The organism is Aeromonas sp. Y318-1 (genome assembly GCF_027706125.1).
In the GTDB taxonomy this organism is placed as follows: domain Bacteria; phylum Pseudomonadota; class Gammaproteobacteria; order Enterobacterales; family Aeromonadaceae; genus Aeromonas; species Aeromonas hydrophila.
Genome location: NZ_JAPDCM010000012.1, coordinates 71,105 through 88,868, shown reverse-complemented (window position 1 = coordinate 88,868; position 17,764 = coordinate 71,105). Strand labels below are relative to the sequence as shown.

Sequence of the window (17,764 nt, the reverse complement as noted above, 5' to 3'; positions counted from 1 at the left end):
GCTGACAAGGAGTCTGTATGCGTCTGTATGGCGATCTGAAGTCCGGCAACTGCTACAAGCCCTGGTTGCTGGCCCGCTGGCTTGAGTTGCCCCTCGACTGGGTGCCGGTGGATGTGCTGGCGGGGGAGACCCGTACCCCCGATTTTCTGGCCATCAACCCCAACGGCAAGATCCCGGTGCTGGAGCTGGCCCACGGCGATACCCTGGCAGAGTCCAACGCCATCCTCTTCTATCTGGCGCAGGGCTCGCCCCTGTGGCCGACCGAGCCGCGCCAGCAGGCCGAGGTGCTCAAGTGGCTGTTCTTCGAGCAGTACAGCCATGAGCCCTATATCGCGGTAGCCCGTTTCATCGTGCACTATCTGGGGCGGCCGGAGTCTCAGGAGGCGCGCCTCGACGGGCTCAAAGCCGGCGGTGAAAAGGCGCTGGCGGTGCTGGAGCAGCAGCTCAAGCAGAGTCCCTACCTGTGCGGTGAGTCCCCGACCATCGCCGACATTGCGCTTTACGCTTACACCCATGTGGCGGAGGAGGGGATCTTCTCGCTGCAGGGCTGGCCAGCCATTCGCGACTGGATCGCCCGTATCGAGGCGCATCCCCGTCACCTGAGCCTGCCGGCTGCCTGCCAGGCCGGCTGATGGAGCTGCTGATCGAGCGGGCCCTGTGGCAGCCCCACTGGGCGCCGGTGCTGCAAGCCTGGCAACGGCAGGGCGGCCGCTGGCTGTTGCTGCAGAGCAAGGTCGATGAGGGTTTGCCGAGCGACACCGGCGGACTCTGGTCCTGTTGTCCGCCCGATGGCGTGCGTTCGGCCAGCGCGCTGCTGGCCGCCTGGCTGGATGGTGACTTGCCTGCCCAGCCTGCGAGGGATCCGAGCCGCCAGATCCTGATCAGCGGCTCGGCCTCCCTGCTGACCCTGGCCCGGGAGGAGGGGCTGCTGACGCTGGGGCTACAGGGCGCCGATCTGACGCTGACGGCGCAAGACGATCTGGGCGCCGTGCTCAACCGCCTGCTGGCCCGCCGCCTGACGGTGCCGGTGCTGACCGAGCCCGCCTCGCCGTCGGGGCCAGCCCTGCAACTGCGTCCCCTGCTGGCGTGCGATGAGGCCGACGTGGTGCGCTATTGCAGCGATGCGGCGCTCGCCCGCTACACCCTCAACATCCCCCATCCCTACCCGCCGGAGGCGGCCCGTGACTGGTTGGCCGGCTGCTGGCGCAAGGCGGCGCTCGAGCTGGGCTGGAGCTGGGCGCTGACCCTGCCAGTAGGGGAGGGCCAGGCGCCGCTGGTGGGGGTGATCTCGCTGCACTGGAACGGCGAGCTCGCCTGGTGGGTGGGCGTGCCCTGGCAAAATCGCGGGCTGGCGACCCGGGCCGCCCGGCTGGTAAAGGCCTTTGCGTTTGACCGGCTGCAACTGCCGGTGCTGACCGCCCGCCATATGCCAGGCAATCTGGCCTCCGGCCGGGTGATGGCCAAGCTGGGTATGCGTTACTGCGGTCGGCGCGAGCTGAGTGGTCAGCCGCCGTGCGAGGTGAGCTACTGGCAGTTGGAGCGAAGCCAGACGCTCGCGGCCCCGCTCAAACGGCAGTTGGCCCCTCTGCTGGCCGACGAACGGGTGGTGGCGGCCATCCTGCAAGCAGGCGCTGAGGAGGGTGAGCCGAGGCGGCTGGCCCTCTTTCTGGCGCGGCCGGAGCCAGAGGGCGGACTGGCTGTCGACTCCCTGCCCGAGCAGGAGGACGACGGGCCGCTGGCGGTGGAGTATCACGATCAGGCGGCGCTGGCGCAGGCCGAGCCGGACCAGCTCTACTTGTACCGGGGGCTGCTGCTCAAGGACTGTGAAGAGCAGGGGCTGGCCTATCTGCAGCAGCTGGCCAGCCTGCAGCGCCAGGGGCCGGCTCCGCTCACGCTGGCGGAGCGGCGTCAGCGGCTCGGCTGGCTGGGCACCTTGGCCCGCCGGGCGAGCGGCGAGAACACACAGGGGAATGGCGTCAGTCGCCGTTATCACCAGCTTTGGCTGCTGGTGGAGTTGCCCACCCTCATCGACGAGCTGGCCGGACGCTGGCATCGCGGACCAGACCAGACGCTGAGCTGGCTGGAGCAGACGGATGCCGAGCTGTTTGCGGCCTATCGGGCGGCCATCACCACCCTGCAACCGAGCGATCTGCAAATCGTGCTGCGCCTGCTGGCCGCGCGGTTTCCTGAGTCCACCCTCCCATTTCTCGACAAAGGTGCTCAGGGCGGCGGTCAGTTTGTGGAATAATGCCCGCTCTGCTGTACGAGGAGTAACGCTGTATGCTGAGAACCGAGCGCCCCGGCGACATGCTGCCGGTCTATGACCTGGTGAGCGCCGCCTTTGGCCGTTCCGACGAGGCCGAACTGGTCAACCGCCTGCGCGAATGTGGCGCCGCCGTGGTGACCATGGTCGAGGAGGAGGAGTACGAGTTCATGGGGCACCTGATGCTGAGCCCGATCACCATTAACGGCATGGAAGGGCCCTGGCTCGGTCTTGCGCCCGTGGCGGTCCATCCCGATTGGCAGGGGCAGGGCATAGGGTCGGATCTGGTACGCGAGGGGCTGGACACGGCGCTGGAGATGGACTGGAAGGCGGTGGTGGTGCTGGGTGACCCGACCTATTACAGCCGCTTCGGTTTTCGCCCCGCCAGCGAGTTCGGCCTGCACTGCATCTACGAAGTGCCCGCCGACTGCTTCATGGCGATGGAGCTGCAGGAAGGCGGCCTGACCGGGATGCAGGGCGAAGTGCTTTACCACCCGTTGTTTGACGAGCTGCCTGACGAAGCGCCGCTCGAGGCATGAATGGTCTATATCTGTGAAAAAGGCGCCCTCGGGCGCCTTTTTTATCTCTGTCCGTCAGCTCAGCTGAAGAACCAGTAGCCGCGGTTGACCAGCCGGGTCAGCAGTTGCAGGAAGCCGGCCTGATCGGCAAGCTCCACCATGTCGGCCTGGGTGACCATGTCCTTGTCACACAAGAGCGAAATGGCGGCGGCATCCTCGCTTGGCAGCGTCCAGGCTTCGCCATCGATATAGCACTGCTGGCTCTCGCCGCTGAACCAGACGGTGCGCAGGCCCGGCACCTTGATGGCGGGCTCGCCCTGGGTCAGCAGGTCGGCCACTTCCTCGGCGCTGTAGTCCGGCTCCACCGGATTGACGTCCAGATCGTGCTTGGCCTCGGAGATCATGGTGCCGAACCACTCCTTGAACAGGGTCTCGTCATCGAGGGCCTGCTGCATCAGCTCGCGCAGACGGTGCAGCTCGTGGGGCTGGATCTCGCCGTGACGGGCGCGGGGCTTGAGGTCGGCATCGCCGTAACGCTCGGTGCGCACCTCGTTGTCGATCAGGTGATCGGCAAAGGAGGAGATAAGCGCCTTGGCATCCGGCGCGCGGAAGCCCACCGAGAAGTTCAGGGACGGCTCGATGGCGTAGCCCTCGTGGGGGAATCCAGGTGGGATGTAGAGGATATCGCCCGGCTCCATGATGACGTCGATGATCGCCTCGAACGGCTCGCAGTGCAGCAGGGCCGCGTGGGCGGCGAACTCGTTCAAGGGTTTAGCATCGCCGACGCGCCAGTGGCGTTTGCCCTGGCCCTGGGTGATGAAGACGTCGTAGTTGTCGATGTGGGGGCCGACCCCGCCGTGAGGGGTGGAGAAGCTCACCATCACATCGTCAAAACGCCAGCCCGGAATGAACTGGAACGGCAGCGCGAGTTCGTTGACCTCGGGGGCCCAATGGTTGCAGGCCTGCACCAGCACGGTCCAGTTCTCTTCACCCAGGTGATCGTAGGATTCGAAGGGGCCGTGGGCAGCCTCCCACTTGTTGTTGAAGCGGGTGACGAGGCGCGATTCAATCACCTCTTCCATGGCCAGACCCGCCAGCTCGTCCGGGCTGATGGGATCCTGAAAGTCGGTGAAGCCGCCCTTGATGAGCAGTGGGCGCTTCTGCCAGTAGTGCTCGAGGAAGTGAGCGATATCCAGATTGAGTTGGTACATAGATCTTCTCGTCAAAGGGTTCGACAAAGGTCAAGAGAGGTCTTGCCGGAGGCGGTGGCTGGCCTCGGGCAAGACCTCTTGCAAAGGGTGTATAGGGTGCCACATAAAATAACCGGGGCCCTGTTGCAGATCATGCACAGGGCCCCGGTGGTGTCACTTATTCGCTTATTTCAGCAGATCGACCAGACGCTGGGCGTCGCCGATGTAGTTGGCCGGGGTCAGCTTCTTCAGCTCGACCTTGACGGCTTCCGGCAACTCCAGGGTGTCAATAAAGGTACGCATCCCTTCGGCATCGACGCGGCGGCCACGGGTCAGCTCTTTGAGCTTCTCGTAGGGCTTCTCGATGCCGTAACGGCGCATCACGGTCTGGATCGGCTCGGCCAGCACTTCCCAGTTGGCATCCAGATCGGCAGCCATGGCTGAGTCGTTGGCTTCCAGCTTGGAGATGCCCTTGAGGGTCGCCTGATAGGCAATCAGGGAGTAGCCCACCGCCACACCAAGGTTGCGCAGCACGGTCGAGTCGGTCAGATCCCGCTGCCAGCGGGAGATGGGGAGCTTGCTCGCCAGATGCTGGAACACGGCGTTGGCCAGACCCAGATTGCCTTCGGAGTTCTCGAAGTCGATGGGGTTGACCTTGTGCGGCATGGTGGAGGAGCCGATTTCGCCGGCGATGGTGCGCTGCTTGAAGTGGCCCAGGGAGATGTAGCCCCACACATCGCGATCGAAGTCGATCAGGATGGTGTTGAAGCGGGCCATGGCGTCGAACAGCTCGGCGATGTAGTCGTGCGGCTCGATCTGGGTGGTGTAGGGGTTCCAGGTCAGACCCAAGGAGGTAACGAACTCCTCGGAGAACTGGTGCCAGTCCACATCCGGGTAGGCGCTGATGTGGGCATTGTAGTTGCCGACCGCGCCGTTGATCTTGCCGAGGATCTCCACCGCCATGATCTGCTTGTACTGGCGCTCCAGCCGGTAGGCGACGTTGGCCATCTCCTTGCCCATGGTGCTCGGGGTGGCCGGCTGACCGTGGGTACGGGAGAGCAGCGGCATGTCACGATACTCGTGAGCCAGGCGCTTGAGCTCGGAAATCAGCTTCTCGCAATAAGGCTTGATGACCTCTTCGCGGGCGGTTTTCAGCATCAGGCCGTGGGAGTTGTTGTTGATGTCTTCCGAGGTGCAGGCGAAGTGGATGAACTCGCTGACTGCGGCCAGCTCCGGGTTCACTTCGACTTTCTCTTTGAGGAAGTACTCCACCGCTTTCACATCATGGTTGGTGGTGCGCTCGATCTGTTTGATGCGGGCGGCATCCTGCTCGTTGAAGCTCTGGACTATGCCGTCGAGCAGGGCACTGGCGGCCGCGCTCAGGGCAGGGACTTCCGGTATCCCGGCGTGGCTGGCCAGTTTTTGCAACCAGCGCACCTCGACTTCGACGCGAAAACGCAGCAGGCCGAATTCGGAGAAGATAGGGCGCAGGGCATCGGCCTTGTCGCCATAACGACCGTCAATCGGGGAAACAGCAGTCAGCGCGGACAGCTCCATGGGGTGAACTCCTGATGATTGGTGTGGGGGATCCGTATCCACTCATGCGTGGGCCCAGGGTGTCAGCAAGGGGATGTGCGGCTGCCCGCCTTGCTGTCGTCCCTCGGCCTGCGCGCGAGCCGATGATTAGTAACGTTTGGCCAGCTCCACCATCTTCTTGCGAGCGAAGATGATCTGGGTGCGGCTGCCACCGAGCTGACGCCACAGCACGCAGGCCCGGATGCCTGCCAGCAGCAGGGTGCGCACCTTGTGCTGCACCAGCGGCTGCTGCAGGAACAGCGGGGTACCCGCCACCTGGATGCGCGGCCCGATGGGGCTGATGAGATCGCTGTAGATGCTCGCCATGTTGGCCAGGATCTGCTCGTCGAGCAGATCGAAGTGTTGTTGCTGGCGGCCAATCTGGCTGATCCGCTCACCCAGCATGTTGAGGATGTCCTTGCGCTTGGCCAGCTTGCGCTCCAGCGCAATCAGGCTCACCACGTAGCGGGTCAACTCGGCATTCTTCTGGCTGCCGTCGGCTCCCAGCTGCTCGACCAGCGCGCGGTAGCCGTCTCGAATGGCCAGATGGGTGTTGTTGAACACCTCGAGCGGCTGGCTCGGGTTGGTCACCAGAATGCTGGAGAGGCTCTCGCGCAGGGCCGCTTCGTCGCAGCTGCCGTCACGGGCCACCTTCTGCACCAGATAGGCGGCCTGGCAGATGCCGGCAAAGGCCATGGTTCTGTCTTGGAATTTGTCGCTCATATCTTCGCGGCCTTGTTCTGTTCATTCACTGGCAGATATCCGCTGCAGGCCATGATCCGGCCTTGAAATTTGTCGCTCATATCTTCACAGCCCTGTTTTGTTCATTCATCGGCCGATGCCATGAGCCGGCCTGGAAGTTGCCAATCATGTATCGCTGCCTTGTGCTGTTTTGTCTTTGTCCCCTCTCCCTCAGGGAGAGGGTCAGGGTGAGGGTGGTTACCCCCTCATCCCCAACCCTTCTCCCGAGAAGGGAGAAGGGAGTACAGCGCGGACGCTCGTGAGCGCCCAGCCCTTAGACCGGATGGCTGAAACGTTGTTCGATGATGCCGCCGCCCAGACACACTTCCCCGTCGTAGAAGACGGCGGACTGACCCGGGGTGACCGCAGCCTGCTTCTCGTCGAAGATGACCCGGATGGTCTCATCGTCGATGGGCTGGATCAGGCAGGGAATATCTTCCTGCCGATAGCGGGTCTTGACGGTGCAGCGGCGCGGCGCACGAATGGGGGTGCGATCCACCCAGTGCAATTGGCTGGCGATGAGGCCATCGGAGTAGAGGCGGGGATGCTCACCCTGCGCCACCACCAGCACGTTGCGCTCCACCTCTTTGTCGACCACATACCAGGCCTCTTCGGTGGCATCTTTGCGACCACCGATACCGAGCCCCTTGCGCTGGCCCAGGGTGTGATACATCAGACCCTGATGCTCGCCGATCACCTTGCCATCCACGGTCTCGATTTTACCGGGCTGGGCGGGCAGGAACTTGGCCAGGAAGTCCTTGAATTTGCGCTCACCGATAAAGCAGATGCCGGTAGAGTCTTTCTTCTTGGCGGTGATGAGATCCAGCTGCTCGGCGATGCGGCGCACCTCGGGTTTTTCCAGGCAGCCAACCGGGAACAGGCTCTGACCCACCTGAGCTTCGCTCAAGGTGTAGAGGAAGTAGCTCTGATCCTTGTTGGTATCCAGGCCGCGCAGCAGGCGCGGGCGGCCGGTGCTGTCGTCACGGCGCACATAGTGGCCGGTGGCGATGTAGGTGGCCCCCAGCTCTTCGGCGGCAAACTCCAGGAACGCCTTGAACTTGATCTCCTTGTTGCACAGGATATCGGGGTTCGGCGTACGGCCTGCCTTGTACTCTTCGAGGAAGTGCTCGAACACGTTGTCCCAGTACTCGGCGGCGAAGTTGATGGTGTGGAGTTTCATCCCCAGCTTGTCGCAGACGGCCCTGGCATCAGCCAAATCCTGGGCGGCAGAGCAGTACTCGTCCGTGTCGTCTTCTTCCCAGTTCTTCATGAACAAGCCTTCGACCTGATAGCCCTGCTGCTGGAGCAGGTAGGCCGAGACGGAAGAATCCACGCCGCCGGACATGCCGACGATCACCTTGATTTGGCTGTTGTCTGTCATTAGTCGAAGTTACCAGTTCGTTTAAACGGGGCGTATTCTACCAGAATTTCGCGCCCCCGGTCACATATCCATGCCGCCGTTCCCATCAGGAACCTGGCAGCAGGAAATCGTTTTTCTTGTCTCGGCCCGATCGCGTCAAAAAGAGCTTCCAACGGCTCTCAGATGAAGGCCTTGAGGGCCGACAGCGGCAAGCGGGTGCCGGCCAGGTAGTCCTGAATGCACTGCCACACCAGAGGGCTGCGCAGGGCTTGTTTGCACTCGGCGATCTCCGCCAGGGTGAGCCAGTGGCAGGCCAGCACGTCGCCGTCAGGATCCTCTGGATGGTGCTGACCCGGCGCCTTTTCAAGGTCGAAGATGACGGCGGTACGCACAAAGGTGGCCTCGCTGTCCGCCGGCTTGTAGAGATAGACTCCGAGCCAGCCGGTGGGGGCGGCGGTGAGCCCGGTCTCTTCCTTCAGCTCGCGGCAGGCCGCCTGGATGAGATCTTCCCCCGGCTCCACATGGCCGGCGGGCTGGTTGAAGCGGCGCTGGCCCTTGATCTCCTCTTCCACCAGCAGGAAGCGGCCCTGCCAGTGTACCAGGGCGGCCACGGTGAGGCGGGTGGGCAGCGGTGGGTGATCGCTCATAGGGACTCCTTGTCTGGTTGGCTGTGCCCCCGGTGGGGCGCTCGCTTCAAGTGTGCTGTTCAGGTGACGACACGCAGGCCAAATGGCTTACGCGTGTTATTCCGACGGCTTGCTACGGGCCGGGCGACGGGCGGTGGTGCGCCCGCCGCTGCGATGGCCGGGGCGCGGCTCGGCTTCGCGGTTGCCCCGCCCTTGGCCGGGTGCCTGCTCTTGGCCCTGATGCAGGGGGCGGCGAGCCGCTCGCGGTGCGTTGTGGCTGCCTGTCCCTTGCGGCCTGGCGGATGCCCGTGCTTTCCCTTGCGTGGTAGTTGGCCGAGGGGCCGGTGCCAGCTCGGGGGCGGGCAGGGCGCGGCTCTCCCCCGGTGCCAGCGCGTCGAGGGTCCAGTCGCCGATGGCGTAGCGGATAAGGCGCAAGGTGGGGTGGCCGATGTGGGCGGTCATCCGCCGCACCTGGCGGTTGCGCCCCTCCACTATCTTGATCTCCAGCCAGCAGGTGGGGATCTCCTTGCGCTCGCGAATGGGCGGGTTGCGTGGCCACACGGCAGGTTCCTCCATGATGCGCGCCCCGGCGGGCAGGGTCATGCCGTCGTTGAGTTCCACTCCGGCGCGCAGGGCAGCCAGTTTCTCCTCGCTTGGCACTCCTTCCACCTGCACCCAGTAAGTCTTGGGGGTCTTCTCTCCCGGCTGGGTGAGGCGCGCCTGCAGCTTGCCGTCGTTGGTGAGCAGCAACAGCCCCTCGCTGTCCCGGTCGAGCCGGCCCGCGGCATAGATACCGGGCTCGGTGATGTAATCCTTGAGGGTCTCGCGGCCCGCCTCGTCGGTGAACTGACAGAGCACCATGTAGGGCTTGTTCAACAGCAGCAGCTTGCGATCGGCCGGGGCGGGGGCCGGTTTGCGCTCGCCCTCCTTGTCTCTCATGGCGTGCTGCGCCTCCCGGCGTTGGGATGGGCGCGTCATGGCGGGCCCTTTGGCCTTGTGCTCGGTGTCAGGGCGGGGGGAGAGGGAGAGACGGGGGCGGGTTGATTTCATCGCATGCATACCAAAAACAGGGGAAGGGCGAGTGTACCACAGGGGGCTGTCGCGGGCATGAACGACGGGGACGGGAGGCCAGCTGCTCAGCCGAGCAGGCCGTCGATGACGATGGCCTGACGGGCGGGGGCGGAGCCGGCGTGCAGCAATGCGGTGCCCACCTGCTCGTCCATCAGTGCGCGGGCCAGCCGGGTGAGGGGGCGCAACTGCTCGGGAGCCAGACCGGTGGGCACTGCCAGCAAAATCAGGGTCTGCACCGGCCCGAGTGCGGAGCCCCACTCGATGGGCTCGCTGCTGCTGAGCAGCGAGAGCGCGGGTCGACGGATGGCGGGGCAGATGACGTGGGGCATGGCGAGCCCGGGCCGGATGATGGTGGCGGCCAGTTGCTCGCGCGCGGCGATGGCCTGCTCCAGCGCTGGCCTGTCGCTTATCAGCGCGGCGGGCAGCAGATCCACCAGCACCGCCAATGCCTGGCCCTTGTCGAGGGGCGCCGTGGCATGGCCAAGTTGAGCCAGGGTGAAGCAATAGTCGGGCAGCGCCTGGCCCAGGCGCTGCTCGGCCAGGGTGGCACTGCCGGGGCGCCCCAGCGGCTGGCCTAGCTCCACGCACCAGCAGGTGAAGGCCATGTGGGCCAGCTCGGCATCTAGCCCCTCGATCAGCAGCAGACAGAGATCGCCGGGCTGGGTGGCCAGGGTGAGCAGGGAGAGCTGGTTGGTCGCCTCTACCGCCTGATGGCGGGTGACGTTGATGAACTGGATATGGGACTTGAACAGCCCGGCCAGCCGGCTCAACTGCTTGGCCTGGGTGATGGTGAGCCCCAGCCGGCAGTGAAAGGAGATCTCGCGGATCAGCATTCAGACGCCGGGGGCGGCGGCCTTGAGCACGGCCACCGCATCGAGCAGCACCGCCTCCAGCGCGACCTGGTGGATGGGACAGCCGAGGAAGCGATCTTTTTGCTCAATCTCGATATCGGAGGCGATCAGCACCAGATCGGCGCCTGCGATGTCGCGGGCGGTGAGGATGTTCTCCAGCCCCATGGCCCCCTGGGTTTCGACCTTGATCTTGAGCCCCAGCTTGTCGGCGGCTTTTTGCAGCGCCTCGGCGGCCATGTAGGTGTGGGCGATGCCGGTGGGGCAGGCGGTGACGGCGAGGATCTTCATGGGCTCTCACGGCAAGTTTGGGTGGGGCAACAAGATAGCGCCAAGGGGCGGCCTTGCCAAAGGGGCGGAGGCAAAAATGGGATCCCGACTGCGCTCTGTTGAAGGGATGGGCAAGGGGTGAGCGCTTTTGTGGCCCCAAAAGGGACAAGTGGGGAAAAGAGAGGATAAAAAACGGCCCGCCAGAGGGCGGGCCGAATGCTCACTACGGAGTGAAACCGTGCTGCCGGGCAGTGACTGCCCGGTCTGCTTGGGCGGATGCCGGGGCTCAGACGGACTGGGTGGCCAGGGTGGCAGCTTTGAGCTCGCGCTGGTTCAGACGGACTGGGTGGCCAAGGTAGCTGCTTTCAGTTCACGCTTGATGCGGCGGATCTTGCGCTCTTCGGCGACCGCGACGCAGGCCATCAGCACCAGACAGGCGGCGGCGGCCATGTCCAGCGCGGCGAAGGTGCCGGTCCAGCCGGTCAGGCCGAAGATAGGGGTGCCGTCGGCAATCATGCCCAGACCCAGCTTGGCGAAGCTGTCACCGATGAGGTAGGCGAAGGTGCCCTTGACGCCATCGGCCACGCTGATGCCCTGCTTGGGTACGAAGCCCACGGCGGCCACGCCGATCAGCAGTTGCGGACCGAACACCAGGAAGCCAAGCAGGAACAGGGATCCCAGGAACATGAACTGGGTGGTGGCGTGCTGGTAGAGCCCCAAGGTGGCGATGATCAGCGCCAGCGCGATACAGGCCACCAGACCACGGCGACCGTTGGCCAGATCCGAGAGGTAACCCCACATCAGGGTACCGACCAGAGCGCCCACTTCGAAGAAGGTAAAGCCCTGGATGGCTACTTCCTTGGAGAAACCGAGCTCCTGGTGGGCATAGACGGTGGACCACTGGTCGATACCGATGCGCACCACGTAGAGGAAGATGTTGGCAAAGCAGAGCAGCCAGATCACCTTGTTCATCAGCACGTACTTGACGAAGATCTGCCACTTGGTCAGCTGCTGCTCTTCGGTGGCGATATCTTCTTCGCTGGCCACTTCGTCAAACAGCTCTTCCACCTTGCCCAGACCATAGGCTTCCGGCGAATCGCTACCAAAGCGCAGGCCGATGAAGCCGACGATCAGCGCGATGATGGAGGGGAAGATGAACATGCCGAGCACGTTGCCATCGAACAGGTAGTTGGCACCGAACAGCGCCACCCCGGCCGCACCGGCCCCGCCCACGTTGTGGGAGAGGTTCCACATGCCGAGGTAGGTGCCGCGCTTGTTGCGGGGCGTCCACTTGGTGATGGTGGAGTAGCTGCAGGAGCCGCCACAGCTCTGGAAGAAACCGCTGGCCGCGTAGAAGAAGATCATCAGGTAGAGGCTGAAACCCGTGCCGCCCATGCTGGCACTGAAGCCCAGCATGCAGAGGGAGGAGAGGATCAGCATCAGCGGCAGGAACTGCTTGGTGTTCTTGCCATCGGCATAGTAGGAGACGATGGTCTTGCCCACCCCGTAGGTGATGGAGAAGCCAAGGCCGATCATGCCGAGCTCGGTCATGGAGAGACCGTACTCCTGGATCATGTCGTTCTGCGCAATGTTGAAGTTCTTGCGGATCAGATACATGGTCAGGTAACCGATGAACACAACCAGATAGGATTGCATAAACGGTTTGAACCAGAGCTTGCGCCGGGCTTCGACCGGCAGGTTCAGGGTGGGGACCCGGACCTGTTCGAGCAGTTTAAACATCTTCGTTCATCCTCTGCGAGATAGACGCTGTTTCCGCCGCGTTCCTCCCTTTTTGATTGGAGTTGGAGGTCACGCCACGGAAAGAACAACAGGAAGCGGGCGCGGTGCGCGGCGAGCCCCTGTCGATTGAACCCATGCCCGTCCCTTGCGCCGTGGCGCGGGTCGGGTAACGACATCAGGTAGCGTGACTTTAATGAGGCGCGCTGCAAATGGCGTGAGAGCCATCCCTAGGGGGGGTAGGAAAATTTCCTAGTTTGGCGGGATCCGGCCGCGAAGCGTGAAGAGGATCACAAGCCGGCGTCGTACAGCAGAGGTGGACGGGCTCTCTCGAACCCGACAAAAGAGGAGGCCACCCGCAGGTGGCCTCGTCCGGTTTGGTCGCTCCCAGCAGGGAGGCTTGGTTGGACGGGGATCAGGCGGCCTTGGCCAGGGTCACCTCGTCACTCTTCTTGACCCGCAGTTTTTTCAGGGCAACCGCGACCACGCCGGTGACGATGGCGCCGCAGATCATGCAGAGCAGGGCCAGCAGCGGCTTGTTGACGGCGCCGAGCAGGGCCACGATGGGGCCACCGTGGGCGACGCTGTTGGTGATGCCGAACAGGAAGGCCATCACGGCAGCGGTCATGCTGCCCAGCACGTTGGCCGGGATGACGGCGAGCGGATCACGGGCGGCGAATGGAATCGCACCTTCGGAGATCCCCACCAGGCCCATGGCACCGGCAGCCTTGCCCGCTTCAATCTCGGTGGCGTCGAAGATGCCGAGCTTGCGACCCAGTACGGTGGCCAGCGACATGCCAAGGGGCGCGGCCGGGATGGCGCAGGCCATGGCACCCATGAACTGGGTCTGGCCGGAGGCGATCATGCCCACCGAGAACAGGAAGGCCACCTTGTTGACCGGGCCACCCATGTCAAAGCCGGCCATGCCGCCCAGCACGATCCCCAGCAGCACCAGACTGCCACCGCTCATGGAGAGCAGCATGGCGTTCAGACCCGTCATCATGTCGGCAATGGGGGCGCCGATGATGAAGATGAATACCGCTGCGATAAAGAGGGAACCGACGATGGGGGCGATCAGGATCGGCACCAGCGGCTGCACCATCTTGTGGTAGTGGCGGGTGGCAATCCAGCGCACCAGATAACCGACCAACAGGCCCGCGATGATGGCACCGATAAAGCCGGTACCGGCGTCGGCGCCGTAGAAGCTGCCGTTGTTGGCGATCCAGCCGCCGATAAAGCCTGGTGCCAGTGCCGGACGATCACCGATGGCGTAGGCGATGTAGCCCGCCAGAATGGGGATCATCAGGGTGAAGGCGGCGACCCCCACGTTGAGGATCTGGTTCCACATGCTCCCTGCCGGGATCTGCATGCCGCTCGGGGTCGGATCGCCGCCGATGGCCAGTGCCAGGGCGATCAGCAGACCCCCCGTCACCACAAACGGGATCATGTGGGAGACGCCGTTCATCAGATAACGGTAGAGATCCGAGCTGCCGCCTGAGCTCTTCTCCTCGCTCTTGCGCTCATCCTTGTCCGCCACATAGGCGGGGGCCTTCAGCGCCTGCTCAATCAGCCCCTTGCCATCCTTGATGGGGGCCTTCACGCCTGTCTTGATGAGCGGCTTGCCGTTGAAGCGGGCCATGTCCACCTGCTTGTCGCAGGCCACCACGATGGCGCTGGCGCGGGCGATCTCGGCCGCAGTCGGGCTGTTCTTGACGCCGATGGAGCCGTTGGTCTCTACCTTCACCTCAAAGCCCAGCTCCTTGGCGGCGCGCTCCAGGGATTCCGCCGCCAGATAGGTGTGGGCGATGCCGGCCGGGCAGCCGGTGACGCCGATGATCAGCCCCTTGTCGGCGGCCGGGGTGGCCACTTGCGGCTCTTTCTTCTCGAGCAGCAGCGCCAGCGCATCGGTAGGCGTCTTGGCTGCCAGCAGGGCATCGATAAAGCCCTCTTCAATCAGCTTGGCGGAGAGCTCGGCCAGCACCTCGATATGGTGGTTGGCGCCGCCAGCCGGAGAGGCAATCATGAAAAACAGCCGGGAGGGCTTGCCATCCTCGGCGCCGTACTCGATACCGGCGCGGCTGATGCCGATGGCCACCGCCGGGGTGCTCACTGCCGCACTCTTGGCGTGGGGCAGGGCGACGCCCTCTTCAAAGCCGGTGTTGTCCAGCTCTTCCCGGGCCCACAGGTCCTTGATGAACTGTTGCTCGTCGCTGACCTTGCCTTGCGCCGCGAGCAGGCGGGTCATCTCGGTGAAGACCTCCTCCTTGCGCGTGGCCTTTAAATCGAGCGCGATCAGCTGCTCGTTGATAAGGGTGGTGATCATGGCGTTCTCCCTGCTCCTGGCCGGAGCCTGTTGGCATCTTTTCCTGGGCTATCGCCCAGGAGATGCAGACAAAAGTGACCCCACTATTATCCCGCCCGCTGAGCTGCGCACCTATCGGACAAAACTGCGAAATACTGGATTTTTGTGCGCTATCGCCTCGAGTGTGACCCCGATCGCACAGCAGACCAGCTGATAAAATGGGTCTGGATTGAATCGATAAGTTATTTTTTATTTTTTAAAATCAGCGCCTTGGTGCTGATTCTTTCAACATGTTTTTATGATGGAGAGTGATGTTATCCGGCCTAGAATCAGTGAGGAGCTGTAAATTTGTGAGGTGAAAAGAGCGGGCGGGGTGTGAGCTGGTGCACATAAATGGCGGTGACGGGGCGCTTGGTAAGGGGAGACAGGCGAGGGGAAAGGTGGAGAAATGGGTTGAGCCATTGGTGCCAGACAGCCCACCACAACGCGCGAGTGAAAGCACAGGCATTGGCCCCGTAGGGTGCAATGAACGAAGTGAATTGCACCGCTTGTTTGGGCAGGGAGGGGAGGCAAGAGAGGGGATGGCCGAAAAGAGAGAGGTGATAACGCGAACGTCCGAATACGCTCCGCTATTCGAACCTACGGGCTACCCCGTTAGCTATGAGTGGTCAGTTGAGTGAGATTGCTATTTACCTCTGCCCGAGTCGTGAAACGGTGCTTGGCGTTTGGGAATCGATCAAACAGCTCGCGATGGGATTGGCAGGAGCTTTTGCTGGCTCGCTGCCCATATTCCGATGCCCATACCAGCAGTTGTTGAAAGCTCTCTTCGGCTGCCACTGCATCCCGTTGCCTGGCACTTTGTGATCCGCGTGATAGTAGTGAATCACGGCATACAGACCAGTCGAGATCCAGAAATAGCAGGGTATCGGCGGCATCAAGCAGTTGCTCGGCCAGGGCGCCAAATACCCCTTCGACCACCCATGAGGGCTCTTGAGCAAGTGTCTGAATGGCATGGTCAATCTTATGCTGGGGCCGTTTTTGGTTAAAGCCGCCCGGCTGCCAGACAATGGTGTCGAGATTGACCTCCCGGATAGTCAATCCCTCAGCCAATCGAGCCGCCAACCAGCTCTTGCCCGATCCCGAGTTGCCAATAATCAGAATTCGTTGCATCTATGAGCGCTCTTTATATGCCTAATTGGCTGGTGACGAACTTTGTTGCCACTCGCGCTGGAGGATGGCCAACACCACGGTATCCCACCACTGATCTTTGAAGAAACGGTGTTCGCGAAAATATCCCTCTTGCCTCATGCCCAACGTTTTGCATAACCGTATCGCAGCGCGATTCCGGCTGATGGTTTCTGCATAGACCCGGTGTACCGCCAAGGTCCGGAAACCAAAATCCAGCAAGGCATGCGCTGCTTCATTGATTAAGCCATGACCCTGATACTCCCGGGACATGCCGCAGCCCATTGATGCCTGATTATTTGCTTCAAGACGCAGGCAGACCGTGCCAATAAATTTCCCGGTTGCCTTGTACTCGATGGCCAATTGATAGGCGGTGCGAGGGTGTTCATTTGCCTGCTCGATAAACAGCTTGGTGAGCTGCCGATATTTATCCGGGTCGCAATCTGATTCGCTGTAAAACCGCTGATACTTGCTCTCTTGCGAGATAACGACAAATGCCGCCTCATCAGTTGGCTGCATATCGCGCAGTATAAGATGTGTTGTTTCAAGCTTGAACATAACGTCCTTGTTAATCGCAGAGGTGCGTATCAAGTACCGTATGGTGCAATGAACGAAGTGAATTGCACCGCTTGTTTGGTCACAGAATGTGTGGAGGCTGGAAGGTAGAGGTGATGACGCTGGGAGCGGATTAAAAGTAGGTTGGCGGTTCGTCGACATAGCGTGGCCGCCTATGAGAGAAATACATGCAATCACCCCCCGGAATGCGCCTATACCCCAGCCTCTCGTAGAAGTGATGGTCGATATCTGCATGGAGGAAGGTGGCGACGGCATCGGGACTATCCAGCAGCATGCCTGTCACACCACGCAGCAGATGGGCACCAAATCCTTGCCCCCTCATCGCAGGTGTCGTTGCCAGTGAACCTATGCCAAAACAGCCCTGGCCAAGGCCAAACCGGTCCCGATAGACGATAAGGGAAGAGACAGGCTGATTGTCCACAATCAGGACATACCACACACCGGAGCGGTATTTTTGACTGGCGTGGCAGTTCGCCAGATATTCAGTCGGTGACAGTCCTTCGCCCCAAGCATCAAAGCCCATCCAGAAGATGGCATTCAGTTCATCTGGGCTGGCTTTTCTTGTCTGCATCCTGCATTCATCCCTTTACCAGTGTCATGGCGATCGATATGGCTCTCGTTGCTTTCGATGAGATGTGGCGACGCTAAATTGATCCCCCCACCATTTATCCCCAGGGCGCTACAGGCTGCTGAGGGTAGGGATAGCCTAGCCCAGTTCAAGGTAGAGCCGCAGCATGTCCTTGTGCTGGATGCCGTGTTCCATCAGGGGCTCCGGATAGTGGATAAGGAAGTGATCCTTAATGACGGCATCGACGCGAAAGCCGTGGCGCTGGTAATAGGTGAGCTGGTGGCCGAAGCTGCCGGTACCGAGCTCGACGCGGTGTACCCCTTTCCCGGCCAGGCTGGTCAACACGAAGCGCAGCAGGCGGGATCCGATGCCTTGCTGCTGGTGGTTGGGGGCAACGACGATATTGAAGAGCTCGGCCGTTTGCTCCCCCACCAGACCCGCCACGCAGGCGCCCACTACCTCGTTGCCCGCCAGGGCGGCAAAGCCCCAGGCGCCGGGCAGATAGGCGGCAATGCGCTGCTCTGCGGGATCGGCCTCCAGCAGCAGCGCCAGCGGCAGTTGACCGGGGGCCATCTCGACAAACTTCATCTTTATTTCTCTTTTATCCCGCTCTGACGGTCCGTAGTGCACCGTCCTCTGGGCCTCAATACTCCAGAAACTTCTCGCCGCAGCGCTCGCAGATCAGGTGCTTTACATGGGTAGCCTGATAGGCGAGGGTCTGGCCGAATACCGCGTTGGTCAGGCTGCTGGAGCGAAAGGCTTGCCAGAAGGCTTTGCGCGGATCCTTGGGCATGATGTCCTGAGTGTGATCGCGGGCGACCAGCACCACGATATGGCGGGTGCGCTCCCGGCATTTGTCACAGCGATGGATTTCACTCGGTGGATTCTGGTCGTGCGGGTTGCTCATAAAGGGGCTCGTGAAGAGAGTGGGTGC

Annotated in this window: 18 protein-coding genes; 3 read left to right on the top strand and 15 right to left on the bottom strand. The window is 62.4% G+C overall.

Annotated features, from left to right (window positions below; all coding sequences use genetic code 11):
• Positions 1 to 17 precede the first annotated feature (17 nt).
• From OKB87_RS17700 to OKB87_RS17690, 3 genes are read left to right on the top strand one after another with little or no spacing between them, the layout of a single operon-like run.
• Positions 18 to 632 carry a glutathione S-transferase family protein gene (locus OKB87_RS17700; RefSeq protein WP_270828166.1) on the top strand — a complete coding sequence of 205 codons (615 nt, stop codon included), beginning with the start codon at positions 18 to 20 and terminating at the stop codon, positions 630 to 632.
• The gene (locus OKB87_RS17695; RefSeq protein ID WP_270828164.1) at positions 632 to 2,248 is read left to right on the top strand and encodes a GNAT family N-acetyltransferase; all 1,617 of its coding nucleotides are present in this window, start codon (positions 632 to 634) and stop codon (positions 2,246 to 2,248) included. The genes OKB87_RS17700 and OKB87_RS17695 overlap by 1 nt, the downstream gene beginning before the upstream one ends.
• 32 nt (positions 2,249 to 2,280) lie before the next feature.
• Positions 2,281 to 2,802: a GNAT family N-acetyltransferase gene (locus tag OKB87_RS17690; RefSeq protein WP_011705313.1), complete on the top strand. Its 522-nt coding sequence runs from the start codon at positions 2,281 to 2,283 to the stop codon at positions 2,800 to 2,802.
• 59 nt (positions 2,803 to 2,861) lie between these two features.
• Here the strand turns inward: OKB87_RS17690 and OKB87_RS17685 are convergent, their stop codons facing one another.
• From OKB87_RS17685 to OKB87_RS17615, 15 genes are all read right to left on the bottom strand, one after another.
• Positions 2,862 to 3,992, bottom strand: a complete 1,131-nt coding sequence (locus tag OKB87_RS17685; RefSeq protein ID WP_039215278.1) for a ribosomal protein uL16 3-hydroxylase — start codon at positions 3,990 to 3,992, stop codon at positions 2,862 to 2,864.
• Between the two features lie 165 nt (positions 3,993 to 4,157).
• Entirely contained in the window at positions 4,158 to 5,528 is a 1,371-nt protein-coding gene (gene purB / locus OKB87_RS17680; RefSeq protein ID WP_270828162.1) for an adenylosuccinate lyase, read from the bottom strand.
• Between the two features lie 126 nt (positions 5,529 to 5,654).
• A complete protein-coding gene (hflD, locus tag OKB87_RS17675) occupies positions 5,655 to 6,269 on the bottom strand; it encodes a high frequency lysogenization protein HflD (protein ID WP_270828160.1) in 615 nt (204 codons plus the stop codon).
• Between the two features lie 292 nt (positions 6,270 to 6,561).
• Positions 6,562 to 7,668 (bottom strand): tRNA 2-thiouridine(34) synthase MnmA, encoded by a 1,107-nt coding sequence (gene mnmA / locus OKB87_RS17670; RefSeq protein WP_270828158.1) that lies wholly within the window; start codon positions 7,666 to 7,668, stop codon positions 6,562 to 6,564.
• Positions 7,669 to 7,826: 158 nt separating this feature from the next.
• Complete coding sequence (locus OKB87_RS17665) at positions 7,827 to 8,294, bottom strand: NUDIX hydrolase (protein ID WP_077096047.1); 468 nt, start codon at positions 8,292 to 8,294, stop codon at positions 7,827 to 7,829.
• Positions 8,295 to 8,390: 96 nt separating this feature from the next.
• Positions 8,391 to 9,332, bottom strand: coding sequence for a 23S rRNA pseudouridine(2457) synthase RluE (gene rluE, locus OKB87_RS17660; RefSeq protein WP_252410977.1), 942 nt, complete (start codon positions 9,330 to 9,332; stop codon positions 8,391 to 8,393).
• 77 nt (positions 9,333 to 9,409) lie between these two features.
• On the bottom strand, positions 9,410 to 10,177 hold the full coding sequence (locus OKB87_RS17655; protein WP_077097143.1) for a PTS sugar transporter subunit IIA: 768 nt from the start codon (positions 10,175 to 10,177) through the stop codon (positions 9,410 to 9,412).
• Complete coding sequence (locus OKB87_RS17650; RefSeq protein WP_041217721.1) at positions 10,178 to 10,483, bottom strand: PTS fructose transporter subunit IIB; 306 nt, start codon at positions 10,481 to 10,483, stop codon at positions 10,178 to 10,180.
• 312 nt (positions 10,484 to 10,795) lie between these two features.
• Entirely contained in the window at positions 10,796 to 12,202 is a 1,407-nt protein-coding gene (uhpT, locus tag OKB87_RS17645; protein WP_076361246.1) for a hexose-6-phosphate:phosphate antiporter, read from the bottom strand.
• Positions 12,203 to 12,614: 412 nt separating this feature from the next.
• Positions 12,615 to 14,522, bottom strand: a complete 1,908-nt coding sequence (locus OKB87_RS17640) for a PTS fructose transporter subunit IIABC (RefSeq protein WP_044799541.1) — start codon at positions 14,520 to 14,522, stop codon at positions 12,615 to 12,617.
• A 633-nt stretch (positions 14,523 to 15,155) separates the two neighbouring features.
• A complete protein-coding gene (locus OKB87_RS17635) occupies positions 15,156 to 15,671 on the bottom strand; it encodes an AAA family ATPase (protein ID WP_077097141.1) in 516 nt (171 codons plus the stop codon).
• Positions 15,672 to 15,692: 21 nt separating this feature from the next.
• A complete protein-coding gene (locus OKB87_RS17630) occupies positions 15,693 to 16,244 on the bottom strand; it encodes a GNAT family N-acetyltransferase (RefSeq protein WP_270828156.1) in 552 nt (183 codons plus the stop codon).
• 130 nt (positions 16,245 to 16,374) lie between these two features.
• Positions 16,375 to 16,833, bottom strand: coding sequence for a GNAT family N-acetyltransferase (locus tag OKB87_RS17625; RefSeq protein WP_077097138.1), 459 nt, complete (start codon positions 16,831 to 16,833; stop codon positions 16,375 to 16,377).
• A 135-nt stretch (positions 16,834 to 16,968) separates the two neighbouring features.
• Positions 16,969 to 17,418 (bottom strand): GNAT family N-acetyltransferase, encoded by a 450-nt coding sequence (locus OKB87_RS17620; RefSeq protein ID WP_077097135.1) that lies wholly within the window; start codon positions 17,416 to 17,418, stop codon positions 16,969 to 16,971.
• Between the two features lie 55 nt (positions 17,419 to 17,473).
• A complete protein-coding gene (locus tag OKB87_RS17615; protein WP_043159861.1) occupies positions 17,474 to 17,737 on the bottom strand; it encodes a hypothetical protein in 264 nt (87 codons plus the stop codon).
• Positions 17,738 to 17,764 lie beyond the last annotated feature (27 nt).

Excerpts from the sequence above, each read along its gene's own strand:
- OKB87_RS17700 (WP_270828166.1), top strand. The coding sequence starts at position 18 with ATGCGTCTGTATGGCGATCTGAAGTCCGGCAACTGCTACAAGCCCTGG.
- OKB87_RS17695 (WP_270828164.1), top strand. The coding sequence starts at position 632 with ATGGAGCTGCTGATCGAGCGGGCCCTGTGGCAGCCCCACTGGGCGCCG.
- OKB87_RS17690 (WP_011705313.1), top strand. The coding sequence starts at position 2,281 with ATGCTGAGAACCGAGCGCCCCGGCGACATGCTGCCGGTCTATGACCTG.
- OKB87_RS17685 (WP_039215278.1), bottom strand. The coding sequence starts at position 3,992 with ATGTACCAACTCAATCTGGATATCGCTCACTTCCTCGAGCACTACTGG.
- purB (WP_270828162.1), bottom strand. The coding sequence starts at position 5,528 with ATGGAGCTGTCCGCGCTGACTGCTGTTTCCCCGATTGACGGTCGTTAT.
- hflD (WP_270828160.1), bottom strand. The coding sequence starts at position 6,269 with ATGAGCGACAAATTCCAAGACAGAACCATGGCCTTTGCCGGCATCTGC.
- mnmA (WP_270828158.1), bottom strand. The coding sequence starts at position 7,668 with ATGACAGACAACAGCCAAATCAAGGTGATCGTCGGCATGTCCGGCGGC.
- OKB87_RS17665 (WP_077096047.1), bottom strand. The coding sequence starts at position 8,294 with ATGAGCGATCACCCACCGCTGCCCACCCGCCTCACCGTGGCCGCCCTG.
- rluE (WP_252410977.1), bottom strand. The coding sequence starts at position 9,332 with ATGCATGCGATGAAATCAACCCGCCCCCGTCTCTCCCTCTCCCCCCGC.
- OKB87_RS17655 (WP_077097143.1), bottom strand. The coding sequence starts at position 10,177 with ATGCTGATCCGCGAGATCTCCTTTCACTGCCGGCTGGGGCTCACCATC.
- OKB87_RS17650 (WP_041217721.1), bottom strand. The coding sequence starts at position 10,483 with ATGAAGATCCTCGCCGTCACCGCCTGCCCCACCGGCATCGCCCACACC.
- uhpT (WP_076361246.1), bottom strand. The coding sequence starts at position 12,202 with ATGTTTAAACTGCTCGAACAGGTCCGGGTCCCCACCCTGAACCTGCCG.
- OKB87_RS17640 (WP_044799541.1), bottom strand. The coding sequence starts at position 14,522 with ATGATCACCACCCTTATCAACGAGCAGCTGATCGCGCTCGATTTAAAG.
- OKB87_RS17635 (WP_077097141.1), bottom strand. The coding sequence starts at position 15,671 with ATGCAACGAATTCTGATTATTGGCAACTCGGGATCGGGCAAGAGCTGG.
- OKB87_RS17630 (WP_270828156.1), bottom strand. The coding sequence starts at position 16,244 with ATGTTCAAGCTTGAAACAACACATCTTATACTGCGCGATATGCAGCCA.
- OKB87_RS17625 (WP_077097138.1), bottom strand. The coding sequence starts at position 16,833 with ATGCAGACAAGAAAAGCCAGCCCAGATGAACTGAATGCCATCTTCTGG.
- OKB87_RS17620 (WP_077097135.1), bottom strand. The coding sequence starts at position 17,418 with ATGAAGTTTGTCGAGATGGCCCCCGGTCAACTGCCGCTGGCGCTGCTG.
- OKB87_RS17615 (WP_043159861.1), bottom strand. The coding sequence starts at position 17,737 with ATGAGCAACCCGCACGACCAGAATCCACCGAGTGAAATCCATCGCTGT.